Source organism: Glaciecola punicea ACAM 611 (genome assembly GCF_000252165.1).
Classification (GTDB): domain Bacteria; phylum Pseudomonadota; class Gammaproteobacteria; order Enterobacterales; family Alteromonadaceae; genus Glaciecola; species Glaciecola punicea.
In genome coordinates, this window is sequence record NZ_BAET01000033.1 from 143,302 (window position 1) to 166,141 (window position 22,840).

Below are 22,840 nucleotides of genomic sequence, written 5' to 3' on the forward strand. Positions count from 1 at the left end.
CACGAAAAAATTATACGTATGTGTCGTTAACTGATGCATATCATAGATTAATTCTCAGTATTATTTGTACATATGATACTGCAATCCACATTAGGCTACCATGATATGAAGTCGCTTTTTTCCAAAAAAGCTAAAACAATTATCGGTTTAGATATAGGAACCAAATATATAAAGGCGCTTAGCCTAGATGTTTCCTCATCTTCAACCAAAGTGTTGTCTTATGCTTGTGAACCCATTATGGGCAAGGCCTTTGCTGAGCGCGAAATAAAAGATTTTGACGCGATAAGCAAAGCACTCAAAAAGGTGAAACTTGTTTTGGCTGAGCGCGACAAACATTGTGCCCTTGCCGTTGCGGGTTCGTCTGTGCTCAGCAAACTTGTTTTCATGGAAGCTAATCAAAGCGATTTTGAATTAGAAAGTCAAATAGAGTTAGAAGCTGACAGCCTCATTCCTTATCCGCTTTCAGAAGTTTATGTAGACTTTGAAGAATTACGCGCAAGTGAATCCCAAGATGGCAAAATAGAGGTTTTACTCAGCGTTGCACACCGCGATTTAGTCGACACGCGCATGACCGTGGTGAGAGAAAACCTGTTCGAACCTAAAATTATAGACCTTGAGTCAAACGCCTTAGGCGAGGCTTTCATGCAGTACATTCAAGATCCCATTGCACCAGATGAAGTAGTCTGTTGTGTAAATGTGGGAGCGTCGCTTCTGCAGTTAAGCGTTGTGCAAAATAAGCACGTTATATACACCAAAGAGCACGCTTATGGCTTAAACAAACTAAACCAAGACCTTTCGCTCATTTACGACCTTGAAATGCAAGAAGTTGAGCTACGAATTCACAATAGCACCGCTCCTGAAGATTGGCTTGCTGAAACACTGCCAAGCTTCTATGCAAGCTTGCAGCAGCAAATACAGCGAGCCATACAAATGTATACGTCAGCAACACACAAACCGCCCCCTACTAAAATTTACCTGTGTGGCGGCGTTACCAACCTGCCTAATGTATGTGAAGAGCTTGACAAAGAACTATCAATTCAAGTGCTACCTTTTAATCCCTTTTCAGGCATGGAAATAAGTAGCAACATAAACGCTGAGAAGCTGCTTAGTATTGCCCCTCAAATGACCATCGCGCTTGGTCTTGCCACAAGGAAACTTGAATCATGGCAAAGATAAATTTACTGCCTTGGCGGGAAGCGCTTCGTCAAACCCACAAGAAACACTATATAGGCTCACTTGTGGGTGTATCGGTGGCAGTCTTTGCGCTGTTTTGGGTAATTGGTCAAATTATTGACCAGCAGGTGCGTAACCAGAATTCAAGAAACAACTATTTAAGCCAGCAAATTGAGGTACTCGACAGGCAGATAAGCCGAATCAGAGAAATTAGCAATGCAAAAGAAGAAATTGGTCTTCGCATGGCGCTAATAGAGCAGCTACAAATAAGCAAGAATTTAACGCCCATTATATTTGATGAGCTTGCCAAGATAATGCCCGCTGGAGTGGCCTTTGACACTATGTCACGCTCTGACAAGCAAATTAAGATAACTGGCATGAGTGACTCAAATAACAGGCTTTCAAGCTTTATGCGTGCCTTAGATTTGTCTGAAGTATTTGTAGACGCCGAAATATCTTCAATCGTAGCAGATAAAACGGGCCTTAACGCGGTGAGTGATTTTGACCTTACATTTTCTATATCGCCTAAATATGGTCCTGTTGAAATTGAACAGCTCGATGCACAAGAGGAATAACGTTTATGCAATTTGATGTTAATAAATTAAAAGAAATAAACGACCTCGACTTTGAGCAAGTTGCTATATGGCCTAAAGAAATCAAATTAGTGGTGGGAGTGATCTGTGCGCTTATTGTCAGCGCAATATGCCACTTCGCTATTATTTCAAATAAATTGCCTGAGTTTGACACCGCTAAAAGCGCAGAAAACGAACTGCGCCTAAGCTTTGAGGCGAAGTTTCGAATAGCGGTTAATTTGTCAGCGTATGAAGAACTGCTTACACGCATAGAAGATGATTTCTCTTGTATGTTGAAGTCTTTGCCTACAAGCAACGAAACACCGGGCTTATTAGACGATGTTACCTTTGTAGGAACCGACGCCGGTCTGTCGTTTAAATTAATAAATTGGCAGCAAGAAATACCAAAAGAATTTTATACCGAACTGCCCATTCAAATTGAAGTGTCGGGTGGCTACCATCAATTCGGTCAGTTTGCTTCAAACGTCGCAAATCTACCCAGAATTGTTACCCTGCACGATTTTGAAATTTTGAACAAACAAGACGGCTTAAGCCTGTCTATGCAGGCGAAAACCTATCGCGCTGAAACAACGGGGCAAGAATAATATGAAAAGATTATTGATTAGCCTTAGCGCAAGCGCCCTGCTCAGCGGCTGTGGCGCTAATATTGACGACTTAATTGCGTATACCGAAAGTGTGCGGGCAAATACAAAAGTGAGTATAGAGCCGTATCCGGAGTTTGCACCACTGCCAAATGTAAGCTACACAGCAAGCGATCACAGAAGTCCGTTTTTACGCTCAAGAACCGAGCAAGTTGTTCAAAGTGTCGAAGATAGGCCAAATTGCCAACAGCCTAATAACGACAGACGCAAACAAGCACTCGAAAGCTATGGAATAGACAGCTTAGAAATGGCTGGCGTGTTCACCAATAATGGTCGTCAATATGCCCTCATTAAAGCCTTCGACGGCAGTCTGCATAAAGTAACTCGGGGCAACTATATTGGTTTATTTAATGGCCGTGTATCAAGCATTCACGACATCGAGATTTTAATTCAAGAAATGCTGCCAGATGGTGCTGGATGCTGGAAAAGCAAACAAACCACGTTGACAAAACCGTCAATGGTAGGGGGAAACAATAATGTCTGAGAAGTATACCTCTGGCCATAAATTAAACACACACAAAGCACTTTGCTGTGTCGCGGGTACTCTTTTGAGCTGTTTAACCAGTTTTACTGTACTGTCGCAAGACAGGAATTTAGACCAAATTGCGGGTGTGGGCGCATCAATGCCACAAGATAAATCGGGTATGCAAATAAACAGTATCGATTTAATCAATCCTCAGGCAAGCGCGCTAGCACTTAAAATGCATCAGTTAAAAAACATAGACTTCACGCGCAGCGGCGACAACGCAAATATTGTGGTTGATTTTAACGGAGCGACACCAACCGTGTCATATATCGAAGCGCAAGGAAAAGTTAGTGTAAGCTTTGAAAATACACAGCTTAACGACGACCAGTTTGTGAAAATAGATGTGGCTCAATTTGGTACCGCGGTTACCTTCATTGAAACCTTTCAAGATAAAAAGCACTCAAGGTTAGAAATAAATTACACCGGCAGCGTTAAAGTGAGTAAAAATACGAGCGCTACGCAAGTCCAATTTTCACTAGTGCCACTGTCACAAGAAGATGTTGCACAAGCCCAGGGCGTAATTTATTCGGGTAAGCCTATAAGCTTAGACTTTCAAGACGTGCCTGTGCGCCAATTATTACAAATAATTGCGCAAGTGAACGGCTTCAACCTAGTCGCTACCGACACTGTAAGCGGCAACGTTACCATCAGCTTGTCGAAAGTGCCATGGGATCAGGCACTAGATATGATCCTTAAGATCCGCGGTTTAGGCAAGCGTTTAGAAGGCAATATTCTTTTGGTTGCGCCTACTGCCGAACTAGCCGCACAAGAAGCCCAAGCGCTTAAATCTAAACAACAGGTTCAAAATCTGGCTGAACTAAGCGCGGCTAATATTGCCATTAACTACGCCCGAGCAGGTGAGTTGGCGACTATTTTAAAGTCGCCCGACGGCGGTATTTTATCTGACAGAGGCACTGTTAGCGTGGATGAAAGAACCAATACGCTGCTGCTTCGCGATACCCAGGCCTCTATTGATGAAGCGCGTAAAACCGTTGAAGCACTGGATATTCCGGTCAAACAAGTATTGATTGAATCGCGCATGGTAACGGTACGAGACAACGCTGGCGGGGAGTTAGGCGTGCGCTGGGGCTTTACCAGCAACACCAGCGAAGGCGCTACGTCTGGCTCATTACTTGGTTCAGACATAGCCAATAGTGATGCGGTTCCTGAAAATATAACAGACCGCTTAAATGTAAACTTGCCCGTTGCCAATGCTGCAGGTAGAATCGGCGTTCAAATTGCAAGCCTACTTGACGGCAATATACTTGACTTAGAACTCAGCGCCTTAGAATCTGAGAACAAAGGTGAAATTATTGCCAGCCCCCGTATTACCGTGGCGAATCAGCAAGAGGCGTACATTGAACAGGGTACTGAAATTCCCTTTGTGCAGTCCACGTCAAGTGGGGCAACGTCGGTAGAATTCAAAAAGGCAGTGTTAAGCTTACGGGTAACACCGCATATTACGCCCGACAACCGTATTATTTTAAATCTTGTCGTGACCCAAGATACACGCGGCGATACTGTGTCAACCTCTACAGGACCCGCGGTTGCCATTGATACTCAAGAGATCAGTACACAAGTGTTGGTTGAAAATGGTGAGACCATTGTGCTGGGCGGAATTTTCCAACAAATTAGTACGCGTGACGTGTCTAAAGTTCCCCTATTAGGTGACTTACCTTTTATAGGAAGACTTTTTAAAACAACTGGACAGCGAGAAGAAAAGCGCGAACTATTAATATTCGTGACGCCCAAAATAATTACCACCGATATGTAATATAAGTACTGTATATTGTTTTTTGGTAGGGTAAGTGAACACTAAGAATGACGCAAATAGCGTCATTCTTAGTGTATAAAAAATGTATTTGCAGACAAGGCTTGCAAATACACCATGATAATTGAGATAATCGCGTGTCTCGATCTTAACGCGAGGATTAACGCGCTCATAACAGACACTGCCTGTTATGGTAATTGTTGGCTAAAACACTACTTCCAGCCAACACCACTTTTTAAAAGATATGATTTAAACAGATATGGCAGAGAAACGTAACGTATTCCTTGTGGGCCCAATGGGCGCTGGGAAAAGCACTATTGGCCGACATCTAGCCGATGAACTTCATTTAGAATTTTTCGATTCAGACCAAGAAATAGAGCGCAGAACCGGCGCTGACATTGCTTGGATCTTTGATTTAGAGGGTGAAGACGGTTTTCGCAAACGCGAAGAGACTATTATTCACGACCTAACCGACAAACAAGGTATAGTGTTGGCGACGGGCGGCGGCTCAATTGTTTCAAAAGCCGTGCGTAATCGCTTATCAGCACGTGGCATAGTGGTGTATTTACAAACAACTATTGATAAACAGGTTGCTCGCACACAGCGCGATAAGCGCAGACCACTGCTACAAAACGACGACCCAGAAGCAGTACTAATAGCCTTAGGTGAAGAACGTAACCCTTTATATGAAGAAGTAGCCGACTACGTGATTGAAACTGACGAACAAAGCGCACGCGCGGTTGCTAACCAAATTATTAGTAAAATAGGCCTATAAAACACCCAAAGGATCCTTACATGCCAAGCATACTAGTTGACCTTGGTGAGCGCAGTTACCCCATTGCAATACAAGCCGGCAGTCTGCAAAACGCCGGCTTTCTACTGGATGCAATAAGCGGTAAACAAGTTGTTATCATCACCAATGACGTGGTTGCGCCACTTTACCTTAAAACCTTGATGAACACCTTAAGCGGCGCCAACAAAAACATAACACACATTATTTTAGCCGACGGCGAAGCCACTAAAACGCTTGCTAGTTTTGAACTAATAATGACGCACTTATTGCAGGACAGAATCTCTAGAGATGCCTGTATTATAGCCTTAGGCGGCGGTGTCATTGGTGATTTAAGTGGATTTGTTGCAGCCTGCTATCAGCGCGGTATCGATTTTATCCAAATACCCACCACCCTACTTTCGCAGGTAGATTCATCTGTGGGCGGCAAAACAGCGGTTAATCACCCGCTGGGTAAAAATATGATTGGCGCATTTTATCAGCCAAAAGCCGTTGTTATCGATCCTACTACACTGCAATCACTGCCACAAAAAGAGTTTGCGGCGGGAATGGCAGAGGTCATTAAATACGGCATAATTTATGACAGTACTTTTTTCAAGTGGTTAAACACCCATAAGGCCGATATAAAGCAACAAGAGCCAAAGGCATTAAGCACCATGATTGCGCGCTGCTGCCAAATAAAAGCCGACATTGTTAATCAAGACGAAAAAGAACATGGCATACGCGCCTTATTGAATTTAGGACACACCTTTGGTCACGCTATTGAAGCTCAAATGGGCTATGGTAACTGGCTTCATGGAGAAGCAGTAGCTGCTGGCACTATCCTTGCCTGTAAATTATCTGCAATGCGTAATCAAATGCTAAGGTCAGAATTACGACAGGTGTCTAACATTTTGGGATATTTCGACTTACCTCTTACAGGGCCTGCTAATATGAGCGCCCAAGATTATATTACGCACATGCAGCGAGATAAAAAGGTGTTAAGTGGCACTATGCGATTTATCCTTCCTATTGGGATTGGCAATGCGCAAGTGGTCAGTGATGTAACGCAAGCACAGCTTAGTGAGCTACTTAACTAAACAGAACTGAATTACAACAGACCTTAAAGATTAGCATGTCACTAGGCGACAAACGCAAACAGTTTCTAGTTCTGCTATTGACTATAAGTTTGATGAAACTACACTACTGTCTTTGCCTAACTATTCTGTCTTGCTGCAACTCCTTGGTATTCAAAGTCCAGCGGTGCTAGAGAATTATCTTAATAATAACAATCTGAAGGCTTCAACCTGGGTGTACAAAACCCAGCGCTATGGTGGTTCATGGTTTGTGGTGTTGTACAAAGAGGCGTTTGGCTCTATTGAAACGCCACTTAAGCAATTGCATAGCATGCCGGCAGATGTAAAGGAAGCGCAGCCTTTTGCCAAAAGTATTAACCAAATCCAGCAAGAAATTTACTAGCGCTAGTAAAGCCCCCTTAAATTTAGTTAAGTCTCCTTTAAAGTGGGCAGGTGGAAAACGTAAGCTGGTCGTTGACATAGCCAAGCTGCTCCCAAAGAATGATCGTGGTAGGCTTATCGAGCCTTTCGTGGGCGGTGGCTCCGTGTTTTTGAACCTCCCTTTCAATGAATACCTCTTAGCGGATAGCAATCCAGATCTTATTAATTTCTTCACGCATATTCGCGAAACGCCAGAAGCGTTTGTAAACGCTAGCCAAGCTTTGTTTGTTCCAAGCAATAACATCAGCAAGCAATACTACGCACTTAGAGAAGAGTTTAACAAAACGAGCAAGTCCCTTCGCAGAAGTGCTCTTTTTTTATACCTAAACCGCTATGGTTTTAACGGCTTATGTAGATATAATTCGAAAGGTGGCTACAACGTCCCTTTTGGTCAGTATAAAAAACCTTACTTTCCCCACGCAGAAATAGACGATTTTTCAGCTAAGGCTCAAGCTGCGCAATTTTTTTCAGGCGACTTTTCATTGGCCTTCGAACAGGCTTGTAAAGGCGATATTGTGTATTGCGATCCTCCTTATACACCCATTAATGAAACCGCGAGCTTTACCGCGTATTCCGGTAAAGGTTTTTCTTGGGATGATCAGCAAAGGCTGGTTGACTGCGCGCTACAGGCTCAAAAAATGGGGATAACCACTATAATTTCAAATAATAACCTACCACAAACCCGAGCAATATACGCCACCGCTAATAAAATCGTTAAATTAAGCGTTGCGCGCAGTATTAGCTGCAAAGGCAATACCAGAAAACCTTGCGCCGAATTGATTGCACTTTATAAAGGCCAAGCGTAAAGCGTGACAGCCAAGGCTATGTCTTGAGCATGGTTCATCTGTGCCCATCGTTGCGAAAGGCGCAAAAACTGAGGCGCAAGTCGCGCAGTTAAGGGCACTGGGCTGCGACTTTACTCAGGGCTTTTTGATGTCCAGAGCGGTACGTTATGAAGAATTAAAGATTTTTCTAGCAGGTCATAGCAGGTCATAGCAGCTAACTATAGCCACCTAGGTATTTGGTAGCAGTAAACTAACGCCAAACCAGATAGACAAGATAAGCACAATAACCATTATTACGCCCACCACAACGAAGGGCACGAAGGAAGTTGCGTTAGCGTCTTCAACATATTTACGCTGCGATTGTACCCCAAGCAACCCCGCCATTACACTTTGTACAACCGCCAGCCAATCTTTGGTAGTACTCATTTGCGAGACATTAACTCCAATAAATCTAAATAGTGAAAATGCACTGGATCAAAGCGCCTATCACTTTTACTTTAAATACTGTGCATTTACTAACAGTATTTAAGTTTACCGTAAAAACAAAAATATACTAGTTCAGCACAAACCACGTCCGCTGATCAACGTTCAAAATATGCAAAGAGAACCATCAATAAGCGGCTAAATTGCGCCGCAGGATTGCAACGTTGGCCCAAATTAACCTTGCTGCAGTGGTGAACGTTGCCTATAGAATAAGCTAGATTAAAAACTTGTTGACCAGCTAGCAACAAATTTTATATCTTCATCTGCAAACGCACTCTCTTGTGCTTTAACAATCGAAAACGCAAAATCGCCTTTGGATATATCAGCCTGAACGTGGGAATAATTGTAATCGTTCTCACTACCGTCTGAATCAAATGTATAAAGGCCAGCACTTAGCGCGAGTTCAAACTCATTGCCCAACGCGATACCACCGTAGCTAATGCTATAATAAATGTCACCGCCTTCAAAACCGGCGCCTTCGTCTACCTCGCTATTCACTGTATACGCTGCGCCTACCCCGAAGTTTCCAAAACCAGCGTTGACGTAAATTTCACCAAAGTTACTGTCATCTAACTCAGTGTATAGATAATAAATATAACCGATGTCGTAAGTAAAACCCGCAACTTCACCGCCAAAGCCTAAATAAAAGTCGGTCTCTGTGCCATTAAACCCAGAATCGCTATCGCCTAAAGAACCGACCCATGTACCGGCATAAAATCCGCTATCGGCAGCATAGTCAATGCCGCCTGAAACGGAGGCCGCATCTGAGCTTTGACTAACACCACGCCAAATATAGTTGGTGGTAGCCCCTATGTTAGCGCTTACCTCGGCAAGTGCTGATTGGCTGACAAATAATGTCGGAGACAAGGCCGCTGCTATCAACGATATCTTAGTTAACTGTTTCATGTGTGTTCCCCATGCTTTGCTGAATAGTGATTAAAAGACTTTACGTCGTTGATTTTAATAGTGTATGCACTAATAGTGTGATGAAGCGTCTTTACTTAATAATGTAGGCGCGCTAAGGGTACATACGCCTTGTATTTAGCAATAGCAGTGCCAAACATAAGGCGAACTTGATACCCGCTTCAAAAACCATAAAAATATCTAATAGTTACAAAGGGATAGTGACAAATAAGACCCTACCTGCGCGTATTCATAGTAGCCACAAAAAGCAGTAAAACAGCCATAGACGCCTGGTTTATGCACTATTTTGCAACAGCCTCACCATTTTAGAGCAGGCGCAAAGTAAACAGGCTGTTATACCGCACAAGAAAAATAAAAGCTTTTTGTATTAGAAGTGAATTTTGCGCTAAAAATACGGTAAACTATGGTTTTTTAGACGATACGTGACCGACTCATGCATAAACCATTAATAGCCCCCTCCATTTTGTCTGCCGATTTCGCAAAGTTAGGAGAAGAAGTCGACAGTGTGTTAAGCGCTGGCGCTGACATCGTTCATTTCGACGTAATGGACAATCATTATGTGCCCAATTTAACCTTCGGCCCCACCATATGTTCGGCGCTTCGCAACTATGGCATAACAGCCGATATAGACGTGCATTTAATGGTATCGCCGGTTGACTCAATGATTGAAGCCTTTGCCAAAGCCGGGGCTAGTATGATTAGCTTTCATCCAGAAGCGGCTTTACACGTAGACAGAAGTATTGAGCTCATTAAACAGCACGGTTGTAAAGCAGGCTTAGTGCTTAATCCGGCAACATCATTAAGCGTACTCGATTACGTTTTAGAAAAGCTTGACTACGTTTTACTAATGTCGGTTAACCCAGGTTTTGGTGGCCAAAAATTCATTCCCGGCACCGTTGAAAAAACAGCGCATTTAAAATCAATCATAGATGAAATGGGATTAAGCACCCGTATTCAGGTAGACGGCGGCATTAACAAAGACACCATAAAAGACGTATATTTAGCTGGCGCCGACATGTTTGTAGCCGGCAGCGCTATCTTCGGTCAACGCGACTATAAAAAAGCCATAGCTGATTTAACGCAACAATTTAAATAGGAATATTCAGTGAGCAGTTCAACGAAACCGATCGTACTTAGCGGATGTCAGCCTTCAGGGCAACTTACATTAGGTAATTATTTAGGCGCACTACGCCAATGGGTCGCCATGCAGGCCACACATGATTGTTTGTATATGATTGTAGACCTGCACGCCATTACCTTAAGACAGAACCCGGCAGAATTAAACCAAGCATGCCTAGACGGACTTGCGCTTTATTTGGCCTGCGGTATTGACCCAAACAAAAGTACTATATTTATGCAGTCGCATGTGCCAGAGCACGCACAGCTAAGCTGGGTGCTTAACTGCTATACGCAAATGGGTGAGCTTAATCGCATGACCCAGTTTAAGGATAAGTCACAAAAAAATCAGTCAAACGTCAATGTAGGCTTATATGCTTACCCTGTGTTACAAGCGGCCGATATTTTAGTTTATCAGGCTAACGAAGTGCCGGTAGGTGAAGATCAAAAACAGCATCTTGAGCTAACGCGCGACGTCGCAACCCGCTTCAACAATATTTACGGTGATGTGTTTACTCTTCCTGAACCTTGTATTCCCAAAGATGGCGCCAGAGTCATGAGCTTACAAGAACCAAACAAAAAGATGTCAAAGTCAGATCCAAACACTAACAATGTAATTGGCCTGTTAGAAGACCCCAAAATACTGACTAAAAAAATTAAGCGCGCCGTTACTGACAGCGACGAGCAAGCTAATATTTATTATGATGTGGCCGAAAAACCGGGTGTTTCTAACCTGCTCTCACTGCTTAGCGCGACGAGCGGCAACAGCATTGACAGCCTCGTTGGGCAATATACAGACAAGATGTATGGTCACTTAAAAGGTGACGTAGCGGAGTCGGTTGTGAACCTGGTAAAGCCCATTCAAAGCGAATATGCAAGAATTCGTCAAGATTTGCCTTATTTACATGAGGTTATGCATCAAGGAAGTGCTAAAGCTCGCGAAAAAGCGTCCGAGACACTCGCTAAGGTGTACAAAGCTGTAGGGTTTATACCGCGGGCTTAACATGGTACTTATCATCGATAATTATGATTCTTTCACCTATAACCTAGCACGGTATTTTGAAGAGCTAGGCCACCTTGTGAAAGTTGTCAAAAATGATAGCCACACAATTGACGATCTTGCGCTTATGGACTTTTCGCATCTGGTTCTATCACCGGGGCCTTGCACACCAAACGAGTCGGGTATTTGTTTGGCGGCAATAAAGCATTTTGCAGGGAAAGTGCCAATATTAGGTGTGTGTTTAGGCCATCAAGCAATTGCACAAGTTTATGGCGCTAATATTGTTCAAGCGGTGCATATTAAACATGGCAAAACGTCACGTTTACGTGTTTTAGACAAGGCTTCAGTGTTGTTTGAGCAGTGTCCATCACGCTTTATGGTGACACGCTATCACTCACTCTTAATTGATAAAAACACGCTTAGTAGCAATTTCAATATTACCGCTACATGCAATACTAAAGGCATTGAAGAAATAATGGCGATAGAGGATACACAGTTAAAGCTTTACGGACTTCAGTTTCACCCTGAATCGTTGCTAACTGAGCATGGGCATTTGGTATTACATAATTTTATTAAGAAAGGGTAATAAGGTTGGATTTACACTCGCAACATAGTTTTTTTGCAATTAGCTGACAAATATAACATCGCTGGCACAATTGATAAAACCGGCAAGTCCTTATACAAAACTTTACACTCTTTACTGCATATTTATTGAATACTTATGTAATAGTAATGTTGTTCTTTTATTTCATCTTTTTTGACAGCACTGGGTTATTCATTAGGCGCTCTCCAATTAACATATGGCTTATATTATTAAGCCCGCTGATTACTTCGACGATACCCAGTTAAAAACTGCTTTTATAGTTATGCAGTAATTCCGAAAAACTGGCCAAGATCCCTTAAAGTAAAGGTTTTCAGAGCAGAAACCATAGCGACTTTCGCTTCAATTTCTGGCATACTCCAGCATGGCTTTTTACGCTATGTTCGCTTTTTACACCAGTACATCCACGATTTTATAGGCGTGGACAGCTTCGGTTTACAAAGTAATAATTAACACCAGTGAGGTATCAACATGCAAGTAACTCGTGACACATTCAATGACGTAATGGTTCCCAATTATAACCCTGCAGACATGGTGCCTGTAAGAGGTGAAGGTTCACGTGTTTGGGACCAGCACGACAACGAGTTTATTGATTTTGCCGGTGGTATTGCTGTGAACGTATTAGGGCACTGTCACCCCGCCCTTACGCAAGCACTTATTAGCCAAGGCAATAAATTGTGGCACTTAAGCAATGTGTTCACGAATGAACCCGCATTGCGTTTAGCCAAAAAACTAACCGACGCCACGTTTGCCGATAAAGTATATTTTGCCAATTCAGGTGCCGAAGCAAATGAGGCTGCACTGAAGCTAGCCAGACGCTTTGCCCTCGAAATGCACGGCACACAGCGCAGTGAAATTATAGCGTTTAAACAAGGCTTTCACGGGCGCACATTCTTTACGGTAACAGTAGGCGGGCAGCCTGCTTACTCTGACGGCTTTGGTCCAAAACCAGGCGATATTTTGCACTGCGAATTTGGCAACTTAGACATGCTAGCCAGCATGATGTCTGACAAAACATGTGCCATTATGATGGAGCCATTACAAGGTGAAGGCGGCATTATTGTGCCCGACCCTGCCTTTGTTAAAGGCGTTCGTGAACTTTGCGATAAGCACCACGCCCTGTTAATTTTTGATGAAGTACAGTCGGGTATGGGGCGCACGGGTAAGCTATTTGAATATATGAATTTGGGTGTAAGGCCTGATATTCTTACCACCGCAAAATCACTTGGCGGCGGTTTTCCAATTGGCGCAATGCTGACCACAGCAGCTATTGCTGAACATCTAAAACCGGGCACACATGGCAGTACATATGGCGGAAACCCGCTTGCATGCGCGGTAGCAGAAGCCGTATTTGATGTGGTAAACACACCACAAGTGCTTGACGGCGTTGCGCACAAAGAAGCGCTATTTAGAGAGCACCTAAATAGAATAAACGCAAAGTATCATGTGTTTGAAGAAATTCGTGGAAAAGGCATGCTCTTAGGGTGTGCGCTAAATGAACAATACAAAGGCCGCGCAAAAGACTTTATGGTAGCGGCCACTAACGAAGGCCTAATGTGCTTAGTAGCGGGCATGAACGTGGTGCGCTTTGCGCCCTCTTTAGTAATTCCTGATAAGGATATTATTGAGGGCTTAGAGAAGTTTGAGCGCGGTATCGCTGGACTTGTTGCCCAACCAGTTGCGCTTACAAAATAGAGACGACTATATGCTGGTCATTCGCCCCATCAGGGAAAGCGATTATTCTGCGCTATACAGGATTTCCCAAGAATCCGGCATAGGCTTTACGTCTTTGCCGGTGAACGAAACGCTGCTCAAAAAGAAAATTGCCGCAGCGCAAAGTGCCTTTGTGTCAAATCCAAAGTCTCCCGGGCAGCAGAGCTATTTATTTGTAATGGAAGACACACAAACCGGTAAAGTCGTCGGCACTTCTGGTATTGAGGCTACCGTTGGCACACAAGATGCCTTCTACCACTATCATGTAGGTAAGGTGGTGCATGCATCACGCGAGCTTGGTGTTCATAATTCAGTCGAAATACTGACGTTTTGTAACGACTACACCGGCGTGAGCGAAATATGCACCCTGTTTTTACAAGAAGACGCGCGAGAAGGCCTCGCAGGTAGGCTGCTGTCAAAATTTCGCTTCTTATTTATGGCCCAGCATCAGCATAGATTTGCAGACATTGTTATCGCAGAAATGCGCGGCATATCAGATGAAGCGGGTAGGTCTCCGTTTTGGGAATGGCTAGAAACCCACTTTTTCTCAGTCGATTTTCCTACCGCAGACTATCTAACAGGCATTGGCAACAAAGTATTTATTGCTGAGCTAATGCCGAAGTACCCTATTTACGTCAATTTATTATCAAAAGAGGCCCAAGCCAGCATCGGCAAGGTACATGAAAAAACGCGTCCCGCGCTTAGGCTGCTTGAGCAAGAGGGCTTTAGGTTTCGTGGATATGTTGATATTTTTGACGCCGGACCCACAATGGAAGCTGACATAGCGAATATTGATACCGTGCGCATAAGCAAAGAAGCAACGGTGCAGATATCGCCCACATTGGATATTACTTTGCTAGAAAATTACTTCATTATAAACACTAAAATTGCAGGATTTCGCGGCTGTGTCGGTCAACTTAAATCACTCGATATTTCACAAGACACGCATACCGTTTTGATAAGCCAGGCACTTGCTGATACTTTACAAATATGTCACGGCGATACCATTCGCTATGCAAGCACACATTTCACATCCCGCACATAAGTAGGAGCGCTACATGTCTCAAAATACACATTATATTAATGGTCAATGGCTAGATGGTAAAGGCCAGCAAATGAGCTCTGTGGATCCCGCAAAAAATGCGGTGGTATGGTCGGGTAATGCGGCCTCGGCTGAACAAGTAGATGCTGCCATTTCAGCTGCCCGAAATGCATTTATCCAGTGGTCGCAGTTGTCATTTGAAGATCGCCTCAAAATTGTTAAGCGCTTTGCCGAGTTACTTGCTGAGTACAAAACAGAATTTGCGCATATTATTGCCAAAGAAACGGGTAAACCCCAGTGGGAAACGGCCACAGAAATAGGCGCAATGATCGGTAAAATCGCTATTTCTGAAAAAGCCTATCATGAACGAACGGGCACCGTGGAAAATCCAATGCCCGCAGGTAAAGCCATATTGCGTCATCGCCCGCACGGTGTGGTAGCGGTATTTGGCCCTTATAATTTTCCAGGCCACCTGCCTAACGGGCATATAGTGCCTGCCTTGCTTGCTGGCAATACTGTGGTATTTAAGCCAAGTGATTTAACCCCGCTGGTGGCTGAGTTTATGCTGACCTTGTGGCATAAATCAGGCTTACCCAAGGGAGTATTAAACCTGGTGCAAGGTCAAGTGGACACAGGCAAAGCACTTGCCGCTAGTGATCAAATAGACGGTTTGTTTTTTACCGGTAGCGCTACCACGGGCAAGCTCTTACATGCACAATATGCAGGCAAGCCCGGCAAAATTTTGGCCCTAGAAATGGGCGGCAATAATGCATTAATCGTGACCAAAGTGGCGCATATCTTAGGCGCAGTTCACGACATTATTCAATCGGCTTTTATTACCAGCGGTCAGCGCTGCACTTGTGCACGCAAGCTATTAGTGCCAAAAGGTGAATACGGCGATGCACTCATTAACAAGCTTGTTATCGCCACTAAAAAATTGATCCCAGGGCATTACGACGCCGCAGAGCAACCTTTCATGGGCGCGATGATATCAGCATCAGCGGCGGCGGCTATGGTAGCGGCGCAGGACAAATTAATTGCACAAGGCGCTACGGCCTTAGTAACGATGGAGCACATTGACAACAACACAGGCTTTGTATCGCCAGGCATTGTTGATGTAACCAGTATTGCACTAACAATGGCCGATGAAGAGCATTTTGGACCGCTTTTGAAAGTCATTCGATACAGCGACCTAGACGAAGCCATTGCTTTGGCTAACGCTACTCGCTTTGGTCTTTCGGCCGGTTTACTAAGTGACGACAAAGCCGATTACGACTACTTTTTACCGCGCATTCGTGCAGGCATTGTCAACTGGAATAGGCCTATTACTGGTGCTAGCAGTGCAGCGCCTTTTGGCGGCATAGGCGACAGCGGCAACCATAGGGCAAGCGCTTATTATGCGGCTGATTACTGCGCCTACCCCGTTGCATCGGTAGAGCTTGATAAAGTAACACTGCCTGCTACATTAAGCCCTGGCTTAATATTAGAATAGTCGTGAAATAGCGCTGCATTGACGCAGTATCAACAAAAATTACTGCGTTAGCCCACATAGAACAAAAGGTAAGGAAATATCATGCATACAACAGTCTCAGACTTATTTGCGGGTTTATGGCAAGATTATATTAGCATAACGCCATCGGCGCATAAAATACATGCTTTACTAGCTGAAAAAACGGCTACCCGCAATATCGTTAACGACCATATCGCGCTGCGCACCTTTGACATAGAAAAGGTCAACCTGCACAAACTAGCTGCACACTTCCTAGCGCTTGGCTATGAGCAAAAGGGCGATTACGATTTTGTCGCTAAAAAGCTCACCGCGGTGCATTTAGAGCACCCCGACACAACCGTACCAAAAGTGTTTATAAGCGAATTACGCGTGTCACAGCTAAGCGAGCAGGCGCAGTCGATTATTCATAGAATAGTGGAACAAATTAAGCCAAGTGCCGTAAACGCAGATAATTTCTTATATTCAGGCACACACTGGCAGGCAAGCAGTGATGAGTATAAAGCTTTGCTGGCAGAATCTGAGTATGCTGCATGGATGTTGGCGTGGGGCTATCGTGCAAATCACTTCACGGTAAGTATTAACCACTTAAGCGACATCCACGAGCTAGAAGATGTAAATACTATGCTCAAACACGCTGGATTTAAGCTAAACGCGTCGGGCGGTGAAATAAAAGGCGGCGCAGACGTGTGTTTAGCGCAGTCAAGTACTATGGCTGATCATGCTCAAGTTGCGTTTACAGATACTACTATGACCCTACCCAGCTGTTTTTACGAATTTGCACAGCGTTATGCAATGCAAAGTGGCGAGCTGTATCAAGGCTTTGTAGCGGCGTCTGCCGACAAAATATTTGAAAGTACTAACGCATCGTAAAGACGGCTTAACAACTCACCTCAGTAAAAAGGGTGTATATATCAATAGTACCTTTGCCTTTTTACTTATTTTAAGGAAATAAGATGTCACCAAGCTTTAACGAAGTATTGCAAATGTCGGCAGATAAGCGCTATACCTACTTGCTATCGCAAGCGCAGCAGCATCAGCAACTGTGGATCCTAAACGATGATGACGGTTGTGTCATTCTCACCACTGAAGATGAAGACTGCGTGCCGGTTTGGCCAGCACAAGCATTCGCCCAACACTGGGCTACCGGCGATTGGGAACATTGTGTCCCTATGGCTATTTCGGTAAGTGACTGGCTAGCTCGCTGGACCCTGGGACTGCAGGGCGACGATGTCAATATTGCGGTGTTCCCAAACCCTGAAGAAGAGGGTTTAATTATATTTCCTGATGACTTTGACGCTGACTTGCGCAAAAAGTAAGGCTTATTGTACTAGTTACAATATCAGTAGCTAGAGTGAATGTTGCCCTGCGCAAAAGCACACAAGGGCAGCATTCATTACTTGGCTAAATATCGCTTCTCAAGCGCCTTGTATAATACGTCAGCATAATCTTGTGTCGTACTGTTAGTCTGTGCCATTATCTCTACTAAATGCTCGTTGTCTTCTCGCCCTTGCCATACCTTATTATAGCTACCTTCTTTATAGCCGTGATCTTGCCGAAAGAAATTCAAAATATTCTTGCCTACGTATTGCTCAAACAACATAGTAGGTGTCATTTGTGCTTGTTCAACTATGGTCACAAATAACGGCATATCAAACCGTTTTACCACACATAGACCCGCCATTAACTCTAAATTTTCCACCAAGGTATTTGTGGAGACATCAAATGTTACACCGTCAAACACGATTATAGGGTTTAGGTGCTGTAGTTCAACTTCAATTTCTTTAGCTGCTTTTGGAATGTCACCGTCATGCGCAATAATAATATGCGATAGCGCGAAGTGCCAAATATCAACCAGTTCCATTTGTACCTGGGCTAAGTCGCAATTTTGAGCTTTCCACCACTTCCAACCATGATGATCAATAGCTTCTACCGATTCAATTAACGCTGCGCGTAAATAGCTGTAGCCTGCGCTAAGCCACTGGGGGTTAACTTTTGTGTTCATGGCGTCTTGTAGTGCCAGCATTGTGGCGAGTTGAGTACTGCTTAACATGCGTTTTCCTTTGCACAAATGTAATAAAATTATGAGTCAATATTGTAGCGTTTTTACAGCCTGACAACAGTTCTTATTTTTTAGGCAAGCGTGCCTTAAGCACTGCCGTTTTTTGCTCATTGATTTTTGACCAATACTTGTGGCTAAATGCTAAATGCTAAATACATTATGTGTTACCAACTGGCAGGATCAACGCCATAGTATCGAAACAATTGCGCATACAACGCAGGATGCTCATACTTAAGCGCTTCAGACTTCTCAAAAAACACTTCGCTAGCAACCGCAAAAAACTCAGCGGGATTCGTCGCGCCGTAATAGTCAAATAATGAGGGTTGACCAAGAGCAGCCTGGCGTTTCAGCTTTTCAAATTCAAGTGACAATACGTTTGACCAGGTGTCATAACGTTGTCCTTTAGATAGTATTGGCGCACCGTTGGCAGCGCCGTTTTCTTGATCCAACTGATGCGCAAACTCGTGAATCACGACATTGTGCCCGTCATTAGGATCGTAAGCGCCATCTAGAGTGTCTTGCCATGACAGCACAACTTTACCAAAGCCCCAAGACTCTCCGGCAAGCGTGACGTTTTCACTAAAGTGCACGCCATCAGAGCTTGCTGAGCTATGCTGTTTCACGAACGCTCGCGGGTAGACCAAAATAGTGCTCAATTTAGGGTAATAATCGGTGTTTCGATTTAGCAGTAACAAGCAGGCTTGGGCGGCAATTGTCACCCTAATTTCGTCTGTAATAAGAATACCGTGGTAACCAATGAAACGCTTTTCGGACAAGAATACTTGAACATGCTGCTTCAATTGTAGCTGCAGATGCGCCGGCATTTTTTTGAAATATGGCATGCGCTGCTGAATTATTTTACGCCACTGCTTAGTAAAGGGTAAACGCTTTGCCTCAGCTCTTTTGTATTCTCGCCAATAGGGCTTGCCAACAAAAAAAGCAATAAACAGCGAGCCAAGCAAAAGAGGTAATAAATAGGAAAGCATTGTTCAATTCTAGCCTTGTGTATAAGCTAAATGTTGGGGCAAATTTGCCGTTTTTCAAGCATTATTAATACGGCGCTTGCGTTTTCTAGAACCGTGGTAGCTGAAGGAGTATAGACGCATGTTTCCTCACGCGTACGCCTAAGGTAAGCAATATCTGCTTGTTTGTTGAATATAGTAAGCTTATTGTTTATTGTCATTACCTCTTTTAAAAGCAATTTACACTAAAGACAAAAAAGTGCTAAACGTCTGTTACATTATATTTAGCATCAGGCTTTTGACTTTTTGGTACTAGGTGACAGAGGTAATATAGTGAACCATAATTCTGCTCAATCAATACGCGTATCAAACGCCCTTAAAACTCAGTTTATTGCTGACGCCTTAGCAATGCCTGTGCACTGGTATTACCAACCAATGGAAATTGAGTTCGCTTTTCCCGGGGGTATTCAGCGTTTCGAAGCCGCCCCTAAACATCATCCCTCTTCTATTATGTCTTTGCATTCAAAACGCAAAGGAGGACGCCAATCAAGTGATACATCTTCTGCCGCAGACGTCGAGGTGGTGGGTGATGTTATTTTAAAAGACAAAGCCTCTTTTTGGAATACACCCAATGTGCATTATCATCAAGGCATGGGCGCCGGTGAAAACACCTTAAACGCCCATTGCGCACGTGTAGTAATGCGTACATTGGCAACTGATAACGGTCATTACGATCGCCGTTCATTTGTTAACGCCTATATCGATTTTATGACCGCACAGCCGCCTGCTCACCCCGACACTTACGCTGAATCGTATCATCGTGGTTTTTTTGCAAATTATGCACAGGGGCGCAAGCCAGAAAAATGCGCCATGCTAACACACGATACTGCCTCGGTTGGCGCGTTAATTACCATAGCGCCTCTGGTCTTTTCACAGTACCTAAAAGGCAGCGCTGCTTCAAACATTCAGGTTGCCTGTAGAGAGCATTTGGCGCTAACGCATCCGGATGAATCACTAATGCAGGTTTGCGACCGTTATGTGAATTTACTTTGCGGGCTTTTGGAGGGCGTTGATGAGAGCGGTTTTAAAGCCCTGCTAATAGAGGCAAGTAAGGGCGTGCCTAATTTAGATTTACCCGGTTTAATCAAACGTGACCTGCCCGATCATCAGGTTGTCGGCCATTTATTTTCGCGCGCCTGCTATATTTCTGACTCATGGCCGATAGTATTGTATTTAGCCTACAAATATTACAGTGACCCTTACAAAGCGCTTTTAGTGAATACTAATTTGGGCGGTGACAACGTTCACCGTGGATCTGTGTTAGGTACATTGCTTGGCTTACAAAGCGATGCTGTGGCTAATAATTGGTTTTCGCAATTAGTAGACCACAGCGCCATTGAGCAAGAAATAACCGCCCTAGTTAGCGCGGCAAGCGCTCCCAAATAGTCAGTTCAGACAAGGTATGTTGAAACTTGTGCTGGGTTTCACGAATAACGAAGGGCACCTTTTGAGGCTCACTCACTAGCCTAAAGTGGTTTGAAAGCTGGTCTTTCAAGCCATCTAAGGTGGTGTAATTTTCGCCGTCTTTCTTATAGCCGCCTATCCACTCTTCTTTTGGCGTATGCTCTTCTAGCCAGGTGTAAGGAGAGGCAAGAATGAGCAAACCCCCGCTGTTAATGCGCTTAGCAATGTCTTTTAAAAACACGCTTGGCTGGTATAAACGGTCAATCAAATTTGCGGCCAATACTAAGTCATAGCCTGCAAACTGGGGCTTTAAATTACACGCGTCGCCTTGGTGAAATGACACACGCTGCGCAAAATCTTTTAACCCTAATTCTTGCAGTGTACGGGTATGATAGCTAACTAGTTCGCCCTCTTCGGTGAGTGCGTAGCGCACCGCGCCCTGCTCTGCCATTACCGCACCTAAGCGCGTAAAGTTAGCAGAAAAGTCAATGCCATCGACCTTGTCAAATTCACGTGCTAGTTCAAAACTTGCGCGGCCACAGGCACAGCCTAAATCTAAGGCTTTACCCGCAGGCTTTCCCTTGTTCGCCGCAAGCGCAATATCCGCCAGTGCTTTAGGGAAGTTCTCAACGCCGTACCATGTATCGCCAAAATGAAACTCTGCATACTCAGAAAGTAAGCGATCACTTTCATAGTAGGGATTAGGATCGTTGACCTTTTCATCGGACGCAATGTAACGAAACCCTGCATGTTGAGAAAAATGTCGTCTAAAAGCATAGCGCGCTGAAAGGCGTGCTTCGTTGCCGGCTGAAATCCACGAACCACCTTTCATTAAATTGTGCTGGCCGTCAAAAGTAGGCGTGGTGAAATCATCATATAAAGGGTGTACTTTGAAGTTATCAAGCGGATAAATTGGTGTTTGCGTCCACTGCCACACATTGCCCACCACATCATAGAAATCACCCTGTTTAAAGCGGTTAACCGGGGTTGACGACGCGTAATGATCTAGATGCAAATTGGCATTAGCAACATCGACGCCTACTTCCTTTACGTTTGCGTGTGCACATAGCCTATGCCACTCATCTTCGCTGGGCAAGCGAATTTGTTGACCCATTTGCGCTGATTTCCATTCGCAAAACGCGCTCGCTTCATGGTAGTTCACCTCGGCTGGCCAATCCCAAGGCATTGGCATTTCTTGGGTCATAAGACGTAAATGCCACGCTTTATGCCAGCGCCAGAATGCCGGGTGTTTAGCCTTCGTGAACTGCTTCCACGACGTACCTTCCTCAGACCAGAAGCTGTCCTGTTCATAGCCACCAGCGTCAACAAATTCTAGAAACTCGTTGTTGCTAACCAAGTACTCGCTGGCTTTAAATTCAGCCACTTCTGTGCGGCGCTCGCCGTATTCGTTATCCCAGCCATAATAAGCATCGTCAAATGCTTTGCCAATGTTCACTTCTCCAGCCGGCACCGTAATTAAGGTGTTTTTTGGTGCGTCTGAAGTGTCTGGACATGCAGGCCATTGCGGCTGTATCTGCACTCTGGCAAGATCATGTTGGCGAATTAAAACAGATGAGGTTTCAAGATGAATACGCTCATGCTCAATACCCATCACAATTGGCCACCATGGGCTTTCCCAGTCAATAGGCAGGCTAAGTGCTTGCGTGTTGATTACGTTGAGCACTTTAGCGCGCACCTTTGCACGATACTGTCTTACCTCAGGCACGCTGGGCCAGTCATAGTTTTTGTCGTCTAAATCGTCCCAACTCATTTCATCAACCCCTATTGCGAAGATTGATTCCATGTGTGCGTCTATTCGTTCAGGAATTAGCTTTGCAAGTAACAGTTTATTGATGAAAAAAGTGGCGGTGTGGCCAAAATAGAAAATGAGCGGATGGCGCAGCGCAATAGACTTTTGGTAAAAAGCGTTGTCATCTACTAAGCAGTCAAAAAGACTTGTGTAAGTGTCAAAGGTATTGGTGAAGTAAGACGCTATTTCTGTGCGCTTATCGGCTTGGGTGCCGCCCTTGAGTTCTGGTGTTCTTTGCAAGGCTTTCACGCCATCCATCATGGTGCCTTTCATTCGATGAGGTTCGGTAGAGGGCATTTCTTTTATTTCGGCGTTTTTTAAAGGTGCTGTCATGTTTAGAGATGTTCCGTTATTTTTTCTTAAGCTGTATTACGTGGCGTC

23 protein-coding genes are annotated in these 22,840 nt (G+C 44.2%); 18 read left to right on the forward strand and 5 right to left on the reverse strand.

Annotated elements, in window-relative coordinates; genetic code table 11:
• Positions 1 to 105 precede the first annotated feature (105 nt).
• The 9 genes from pilM to GPUN_RS13085 all read left to right on the forward strand — a co-directional run bounded on the left by pilM (position 106) and on the right by GPUN_RS13085 (position 7,796).
• A complete protein-coding gene (pilM, locus tag GPUN_RS13050; protein ID WP_006007597.1) occupies positions 106 to 1,176 on the forward strand; it encodes a type IV pilus assembly protein PilM in 1,071 nt (356 codons plus the stop codon).
• The gene (locus GPUN_RS13055) at positions 1,164 to 1,748 is read left to right on the forward strand and encodes a PilN domain-containing protein (protein ID WP_006007599.1); all 585 of its coding nucleotides are present in this window, start codon (positions 1,164 to 1,166) and stop codon (positions 1,746 to 1,748) included. Before pilM ends, GPUN_RS13055 begins: the two co-directional genes overlap by 13 nt.
• 5 nt (positions 1,749 to 1,753) lie before the next feature.
• Entirely contained in the window at positions 1,754 to 2,350 is a 597-nt protein-coding gene (locus GPUN_RS13060; RefSeq protein ID WP_006007601.1) for a type IV pilus inner membrane component PilO, read from the forward strand.
• A gap of 1 nt (position 2,351) precedes the next feature.
• Positions 2,352 to 2,891, forward strand: coding sequence for a pilus assembly protein PilP (locus GPUN_RS13065; RefSeq protein WP_006007603.1), 540 nt, complete (start codon positions 2,352 to 2,354; stop codon positions 2,889 to 2,891).
• 217 nt (positions 2,892 to 3,108) lie between these two features.
• Positions 3,109 to 4,707 carry a type IV pilus secretin PilQ gene (locus GPUN_RS13070; protein WP_238528991.1) on the forward strand — a complete coding sequence of 533 codons (1,599 nt, stop codon included), beginning with the start codon at positions 3,109 to 3,111 and terminating at the stop codon, positions 4,705 to 4,707.
• A 256-nt stretch (positions 4,708 to 4,963) separates the two neighbouring features.
• Positions 4,964 to 5,479, forward strand: a complete 516-nt coding sequence (gene aroK, locus GPUN_RS13075; protein WP_006007608.1) for a shikimate kinase AroK — start codon at positions 4,964 to 4,966, stop codon at positions 5,477 to 5,479.
• Between the two features lie 20 nt (positions 5,480 to 5,499).
• Positions 5,500 to 6,573, forward strand: coding sequence for a 3-dehydroquinate synthase (gene aroB, locus GPUN_RS13080; RefSeq protein WP_006007610.1), 1,074 nt, complete (start codon positions 5,500 to 5,502; stop codon positions 6,571 to 6,573).
• Positions 6,574 to 6,784: 211 nt separating this feature from the next.
• Complete coding sequence (locus tag GPUN_RS14425) at positions 6,785 to 6,952, forward strand: SPOR domain-containing protein (RefSeq protein WP_006007613.1); 168 nt, start codon at positions 6,785 to 6,787, stop codon at positions 6,950 to 6,952.
• On the forward strand, positions 6,912 to 7,796 hold the full coding sequence (locus GPUN_RS13085) for a Dam family site-specific DNA-(adenine-N6)-methyltransferase (protein ID WP_081483971.1): 885 nt from the start codon (positions 6,912 to 6,914) through the stop codon (positions 7,794 to 7,796). The genes GPUN_RS14425 and GPUN_RS13085 overlap by 41 nt, the downstream gene beginning before the upstream one ends.
• A gap of 207 nt (positions 7,797 to 8,003) precedes the next feature.
• On the opposite strand, the gene GPUN_RS13090 is transcribed toward GPUN_RS13085, so the two are convergent.
• Together GPUN_RS13090 and GPUN_RS13095 are read right to left on the reverse strand one after the other, a co-directional pair.
• Positions 8,004 to 8,201 carry a DUF2970 domain-containing protein gene (locus GPUN_RS13090; RefSeq protein ID WP_006007618.1) on the reverse strand — a complete coding sequence of 66 codons (198 nt, stop codon included), beginning with the start codon at positions 8,199 to 8,201 and terminating at the stop codon, positions 8,004 to 8,006.
• Positions 8,202 to 8,477: 276 nt separating this feature from the next.
• A complete protein-coding gene (locus GPUN_RS13095; protein ID WP_006007620.1) occupies positions 8,478 to 9,164 on the reverse strand; it encodes a TorF family putative porin in 687 nt (228 codons plus the stop codon).
• 451 nt (positions 9,165 to 9,615) lie between these two features.
• Here GPUN_RS13095 and rpe point away from each other — a divergent pair, with 451 nt between their 5' ends.
• The 8 genes from rpe (at position 9,616) to GPUN_RS13135 (ending at position 17,480) form a co-directional block, all read left to right on the forward strand.
• On the forward strand, positions 9,616 to 10,278 hold the full coding sequence (gene rpe, locus GPUN_RS13100; protein WP_006007622.1) for a ribulose-phosphate 3-epimerase: 663 nt from the start codon (positions 9,616 to 9,618) through the stop codon (positions 10,276 to 10,278).
• Positions 10,279 to 10,287: 9 nt separating this feature from the next.
• Positions 10,288 to 11,301, forward strand: coding sequence for a tryptophan--tRNA ligase (trpS, locus tag GPUN_RS13105; protein WP_006007624.1), 1,014 nt, complete (start codon positions 10,288 to 10,290; stop codon positions 11,299 to 11,301).
• A gap of 1 nt (position 11,302) precedes the next feature.
• Positions 11,303 to 11,884, forward strand: coding sequence for an anthranilate synthase component II (locus tag GPUN_RS13110; RefSeq protein WP_006007626.1), 582 nt, complete (start codon positions 11,303 to 11,305; stop codon positions 11,882 to 11,884).
• A gap of 486 nt (positions 11,885 to 12,370) precedes the next feature.
• Positions 12,371 to 13,594 carry an aspartate aminotransferase family protein gene (locus tag GPUN_RS13115; protein ID WP_006007628.1) on the forward strand — a complete coding sequence of 408 codons (1,224 nt, stop codon included), beginning with the start codon at positions 12,371 to 12,373 and terminating at the stop codon, positions 13,592 to 13,594.
• Positions 13,595 to 13,604: 10 nt separating this feature from the next.
• Positions 13,605 to 14,657, forward strand: a complete 1,053-nt coding sequence (astA, locus tag GPUN_RS13120) for an arginine N-succinyltransferase (RefSeq protein ID WP_040521157.1) — start codon at positions 13,605 to 13,607, stop codon at positions 14,655 to 14,657.
• Between the two features lie 13 nt (positions 14,658 to 14,670).
• The gene (gene astD, locus GPUN_RS13125; protein ID WP_006007632.1) at positions 14,671 to 16,146 is read left to right on the forward strand and encodes a succinylglutamate-semialdehyde dehydrogenase; all 1,476 of its coding nucleotides are present in this window, start codon (positions 14,671 to 14,673) and stop codon (positions 16,144 to 16,146) included.
• 81 nt (positions 16,147 to 16,227) lie between these two features.
• Positions 16,228 to 17,034 (forward strand): DUF1338 domain-containing protein, encoded by an 807-nt coding sequence (locus GPUN_RS13130; protein ID WP_006007634.1) that lies wholly within the window; start codon positions 16,228 to 16,230, stop codon positions 17,032 to 17,034.
• Positions 17,035 to 17,117: 83 nt separating this feature from the next.
• Positions 17,118 to 17,480 carry a DUF2750 domain-containing protein gene (locus GPUN_RS13135; protein ID WP_006007636.1) on the forward strand — a complete coding sequence of 121 codons (363 nt, stop codon included), beginning with the start codon at positions 17,118 to 17,120 and terminating at the stop codon, positions 17,478 to 17,480.
• Between the two features lie 77 nt (positions 17,481 to 17,557).
• On the opposite strand, the gene GPUN_RS13140 is transcribed toward GPUN_RS13135, so the two are convergent.
• Together GPUN_RS13140 and GPUN_RS13145 are read right to left on the reverse strand one after the other, a co-directional pair.
• On the reverse strand, positions 17,558 to 18,214 hold the full coding sequence (locus GPUN_RS13140) for a dUTP diphosphatase (RefSeq protein ID WP_006007638.1): 657 nt from the start codon (positions 18,212 to 18,214) through the stop codon (positions 17,558 to 17,560).
• 173 nt (positions 18,215 to 18,387) lie between these two features.
• The gene (locus tag GPUN_RS13145) at positions 18,388 to 19,209 is read right to left on the reverse strand and encodes a M90 family metallopeptidase (protein WP_006007640.1); all 822 of its coding nucleotides are present in this window, start codon (positions 19,207 to 19,209) and stop codon (positions 18,388 to 18,390) included.
• A gap of 309 nt (positions 19,210 to 19,518) precedes the next feature.
• On the opposite strand from GPUN_RS13145, the gene GPUN_RS13150 reads away from it, so the two are divergent.
• Complete coding sequence (locus GPUN_RS13150) at positions 19,519 to 20,631, forward strand: ADP-ribosylglycohydrolase family protein (RefSeq protein ID WP_040521203.1); 1,113 nt, start codon at positions 19,519 to 19,521, stop codon at positions 20,629 to 20,631.
• Here the strand turns inward: GPUN_RS13150 and ovoA are convergent.
• Positions 20,606 to 22,792: a 5-histidylcysteine sulfoxide synthase gene (gene ovoA / locus GPUN_RS13155; RefSeq protein WP_006007646.1), complete on the reverse strand. Its 2,187-nt coding sequence runs from the start codon at positions 22,790 to 22,792 to the stop codon at positions 20,606 to 20,608. The genes GPUN_RS13150 and ovoA overlap by 26 nt on opposite strands.
• Positions 22,793 to 22,840 lie beyond the last annotated feature (48 nt).

Excerpts from the sequence above, each read along its gene's own strand:
- pilM (WP_006007597.1), top strand. The coding sequence starts at position 106 with ATGAAGTCGCTTTTTTCCAAAAAAGCTAAAACAATTATCGGTTTAGAT.
- GPUN_RS13055 (WP_006007599.1), top strand. The coding sequence starts at position 1,164 with ATGGCAAAGATAAATTTACTGCCTTGGCGGGAAGCGCTTCGTCAAACC.
- GPUN_RS13060 (WP_006007601.1), top strand. The coding sequence starts at position 1,754 with ATGCAATTTGATGTTAATAAATTAAAAGAAATAAACGACCTCGACTTT.
- GPUN_RS13065 (WP_006007603.1), top strand. The coding sequence starts at position 2,352 with ATGAAAAGATTATTGATTAGCCTTAGCGCAAGCGCCCTGCTCAGCGGC.
- GPUN_RS13070 (WP_238528991.1), top strand. The coding sequence starts at position 3,109 with ATGCATCAGTTAAAAAACATAGACTTCACGCGCAGCGGCGACAACGCA.
- aroK (WP_006007608.1), top strand. The coding sequence starts at position 4,964 with ATGGCAGAGAAACGTAACGTATTCCTTGTGGGCCCAATGGGCGCTGGG.
- aroB (WP_006007610.1), top strand. The coding sequence starts at position 5,500 with ATGCCAAGCATACTAGTTGACCTTGGTGAGCGCAGTTACCCCATTGCA.
- GPUN_RS13090 (WP_006007618.1), bottom strand. The coding sequence starts at position 8,201 with ATGAGTACTACCAAAGATTGGCTGGCGGTTGTACAAAGTGTAATGGCG.
- GPUN_RS13095 (WP_006007620.1), bottom strand. The coding sequence starts at position 9,164 with ATGAAACAGTTAACTAAGATATCGTTGATAGCAGCGGCCTTGTCTCCG.
- rpe (WP_006007622.1), top strand. The coding sequence starts at position 9,616 with ATGCATAAACCATTAATAGCCCCCTCCATTTTGTCTGCCGATTTCGCA.
- GPUN_RS13110 (WP_006007626.1), top strand. The coding sequence starts at position 11,303 with ATGGTACTTATCATCGATAATTATGATTCTTTCACCTATAACCTAGCA.
- GPUN_RS13115 (WP_006007628.1), top strand. The coding sequence starts at position 12,371 with ATGCAAGTAACTCGTGACACATTCAATGACGTAATGGTTCCCAATTAT.
- astA (WP_040521157.1), top strand. The coding sequence starts at position 13,605 with ATGCTGGTCATTCGCCCCATCAGGGAAAGCGATTATTCTGCGCTATAC.
- astD (WP_006007632.1), top strand. The coding sequence starts at position 14,671 with ATGTCTCAAAATACACATTATATTAATGGTCAATGGCTAGATGGTAAA.
- GPUN_RS13130 (WP_006007634.1), top strand. The coding sequence starts at position 16,228 with ATGCATACAACAGTCTCAGACTTATTTGCGGGTTTATGGCAAGATTAT.
- GPUN_RS13135 (WP_006007636.1), top strand. The coding sequence starts at position 17,118 with ATGTCACCAAGCTTTAACGAAGTATTGCAAATGTCGGCAGATAAGCGC.
- GPUN_RS13140 (WP_006007638.1), bottom strand. The coding sequence starts at position 18,214 with ATGTTAAGCAGTACTCAACTCGCCACAATGCTGGCACTACAAGACGCC.
- GPUN_RS13145 (WP_006007640.1), bottom strand. The coding sequence starts at position 19,209 with ATGCTTTCCTATTTATTACCTCTTTTGCTTGGCTCGCTGTTTATTGCT.
- ovoA (WP_006007646.1), bottom strand. The coding sequence starts at position 22,792 with ATGACAGCACCTTTAAAAAACGCCGAAATAAAAGAAATGCCCTCTACC.